Origin of the sequence: Spirosoma sp. (assembly GCF_048594605.1) — a bacterium.
In the GTDB taxonomy this organism is placed as follows: Bacteria; Bacteroidota; Bacteroidia; order Cytophagales; family Spirosomataceae; genus Spirosoma.
The window spans coordinates 1-3,267 of record NZ_JBMDWV010000051.1 but is presented as its reverse complement, the minus strand read 5'-3'; the positions used below and the strand labels follow the sequence as shown (position 1 = coordinate 3,267).

General features: G+C 47.9%; 3 protein-coding genes. 2 read left to right on the top strand and 1 reads right to left on the bottom strand.

What is annotated here, in order from left to right:
- Positions 1–52: 52 nt before the first annotated feature.
- Positions 53–832: an FKBP-type peptidyl-prolyl cis-trans isomerase gene (locus ACOJS8_RS03010; RefSeq protein WP_420147051.1), complete on the bottom strand. Its 780-nt coding sequence runs from the start codon at positions 830–832 to the stop codon at positions 53–55.
- Positions 833–1,184: 352 nt separating this feature from the next.
- Between ACOJS8_RS03010 and atpA the strand changes: the two genes are divergently transcribed.
- Positions 1,185–2,759: a F0F1 ATP synthase subunit alpha gene (gene atpA / locus ACOJS8_RS03005; protein ID WP_420147050.1), complete on the top strand. Its 1,575-nt coding sequence runs from the start codon at positions 1,185–1,187 to the stop codon at positions 2,757–2,759.
- A 95-nt stretch (positions 2,760–2,854) separates the two neighbouring features.
- Positions 2,855–3,267: F0F1 ATP synthase subunit gamma (locus ACOJS8_RS03000; RefSeq protein WP_420147049.1), on the top strand; the 413-nt coding region annotated here is incomplete at its 3' end.

Below are 3,267 nucleotides of genomic sequence, written 5' to 3'. Positions count from 1 at the left end.
ACGTTCTTTATCAGTTACATATTTTTCACTCGGTTACTCAATCGCTTAGTCCTCATTGTTTAACAATATCAAGCAACTCTACGTCGAATACCAGGGTGGAGCCTGGTTTGATATCCGCTCCTGCGCCCCGATCTCCATAAGCTAAATCTGACGGTATGTACAGCTTCCATTTAGAGCCAACAGGCATCAGTTGCAGGGCTTCGGTCCAACCTTTAATAACTTCATTAACACCGAATTCGGCGGGCTGACCCCGCTCTACCGAACTATCAAAGACTTTCCCATCTAGCAAGCGACCCGTGTAATGTACTTTAACTCGATCTGTAGCCGTTGGTTTGGCGCCTGTTCCTTCTTTTTCAACAGAATACTGTAAACCACTGGCTGTGGTCGTTACCCCTGCTTTCGCTTTGTTCTCGGTCAGAAATGCATCACCGACTTTTTTATTCTCAGCGGAGAGCTTCGTGGCTTCTGCATTACGGACAGCCATCTGCTTCTGCATGAACCCATTCATAACCTGTTGAGCCTGTTCCTGCGTGAGTTGGGTTTTCTGGTTGGTCAATGCATCTTCTACGGCCCGGACCAACAAGGCATTGTTCAAATCTTTTATGCCTTGTTTTTTCAGACTTTCAGCCATATAAAGGCCGATGCTATAACTAACGGAATCCTGAGTAGACGCTAACGTAGCAGCACCAGCGGCTGGTTTTGCGACTGCAGTTGGCTTAGCGCTGGAAGCTGGTTTAGAAGCAACAGGTTTTTTTTTCGTTTGTGCGGTGGCGGATTCGGTAACAAAAACAGCTGATAAGATACCAGCCAACATCAGTTGGGTGAACTTCATGCGAACAAAAGCAAAGTGATTAATGCAACAAGTGATTTGGTAATAAAACGTGAATACGTATCAGAAAAGTTTGGTCAAGCCAGGTTTTAATAAAATTTCATTCAGCCTTAACGCTAGTTGACTGATTGATAAAAATAACGATTTATACAGGTATTTCTATAGTTAACGCAAGAAAAGAGCTGGAATTGGGACAAACGGTTTTCTGAAAGGGCTAACGGTTTCCGGGCTAAAATCGATAATATTGGAAAAGTCTAACATTCAGCCTGTAATTATAGATACGAACAAGTTTTTATTAAATTTTAATCGTACCTTTGCGGCCGAAAATAAAACTTAAAAATCTCCTTATACACATATGGAATCCGTAAGACCCGACGAGATATCAGCCATTCTGCGCCAGCAACTGGCCGGAACCCAAACTGAGGCTGAACTCGAAGAAGTCGGTACGGTGCTGCAAATCGGCGACGGCGTAGCGCGTATCTACGGCCTCTCGAAGGTGCAGGCCGGCGAATTGCTGTCGTTTGAAAATGGGCTTCAGGCTATGGCTCTGAACCTCGAAGAAGATAACGTTGGGGCCGTACTGCTCGGCGATTATTCGGACGTTAAAGAGGGCGATACCGTTAAACGTACAGATCAGATTGCTTACGTTAACGTAGGCGATGGCATCCTGGGCCGCGTCGTAAATACGCTTGGTCAGCCGATTGATGGTATGGGCCCTATCCAGGGTGAGCTGTTCGCGATGCCGATGGAACGTAAAGCGCCCGGCGTAATTTTCCGTCAGCCCGTAAATGAGCCTCTGCAAACGGGTATCAAAGCTATCGATGCCATGATCCCCATCGGTCGTGGTCAGCGCGAACTGATTATCGGCGACCGGCAGACGGGAAAAACGGCTGTGGCTATTGATACCATTATTAACCAGAAAGAATTCTACGACAAAGGTCAGCCTGTTTATTGTATCTACGTAGCCTGCGGTCAGAAAGCCTCGACCGTGAAGCAGGTAGAACAAACGCTACGTAAGGCGGGCGCTATGGAGTATACCGTAATTGTATCGGCCAACGCTTCTGACCCATCACCAATGCAGTTCTTCGCTCCATTTACGGGCGCAGCTATCGGCGAATTCTTCCGGGATACGGGTCGTCCGGCACTGGTTGTTTATGATGACCTGTCGAAGCAAGCCGTTGCTTACCGCGAAGTATCGCTGTTGCTACGTCGCCCACCAGGCCGTGAGGCTTATCCGGGAGACGTATTCTACCTGCACAGCCGTCTGCTGGAACGGGCCGCCAAAGTCAACTCCAATGACGACATTGCCAAAAACATGAACGACTTGCCACCATCGTTGAAAGACAAGGTGAAAGGGGGCGGTTCATTGACAGCGTTACCGATTATTGAAACACAGGCAGGTGACGTATCGGCTTATATTCCAACAAACGTAATTTCGATCACTGACGGTCAGATCTTCCTGGAGTCGAACCTGTTTAACTCAGGTATTCGTCCGGCCATTAACGTAGGTATTTCGGTATCACGTGTGGGTGGTAACGCACAGATCAAATCGATGAAGAAAGTAGCGGGTACGCTAAAACTCGACCAGGCTCAGTTCCGTGAGTTGGAAGCGTTCGCTAAGTTCGGTTCTGACCTTGACGCATCGACTAAACTGACCATCGAACGTGGTCGTCGGAATCAGGAAATGTTGAAGCAGCCTCAATATTCTCCAGTGCCGGTTGAACAACAAGTCGCTATTATTTACGCTTCAACGAACGGTTTACTGGACAAAGTACCAGTCAACAAAGTGAAAGCATTTGAAAGCGAGTTTGCGATGGTATTGAGTGCTCAGTATCCAAATGTACTGAATGATCTGCGCGCTGGTAAACTGACTGACGAAGCGACAGCTGCCCTGAAGAAAGTAGCCGCTGATCTTTCTGCGCAATACTAAAATTAGTCAATGGTTGTCGGTCGATAGGTATACGTAGTAAAACGTTGCAAAGACCTGTCGACTGACGACTGACGACTATTGACTGATTCCAACAAATGGCCTCACTGAAAGAAGTACGCGCCCGAATTGCCTCGATCAATTCGACACAGCAGATCACCAAAGCCATGAAAATGGTGGCGGCTGCCAAGTTGCGTCGGGCGCAGGATAATATTACACAATTACGTCCCTATGCCCAGAAACTGAGCCAGATGCTTGGTACGGTTTCTGCGGGTGCCGAAACGGCCGCTGAGAATCCATATCGGCAAGCACGTCCTGTTGAACGGGTTCTGCTGATCGTTATTACGTCGGATCGTGGTTTGTGCGGTGCCTTCAATACGAACGCGGTAAAGGGCGCTCTGACGCTGATTGATGAGAAGTATGCAGCGCAGGCCCGTACTGGCAATGTCGAAATTATGGCTATCGGTAAGAAAGGCGCTGAGGCTTTTCAACGCCGTGGCTTTAAAGTAAA

Bases quoted from the DNA above. Each gene is read 5' to 3' on its own strand.
- atpA (WP_420147050.1), top strand. From the start codon at position 1,185: ATGGAATCCGTAAGACCCGACGAGATATCAGCCATTCTGCGCCAGCAA.
- ACOJS8_RS03010 (WP_420147051.1), bottom strand. From the start codon at position 832: ATGAAGTTCACCCAACTGATGTTGGCTGGTATCTTATCAGCTGTTTTT.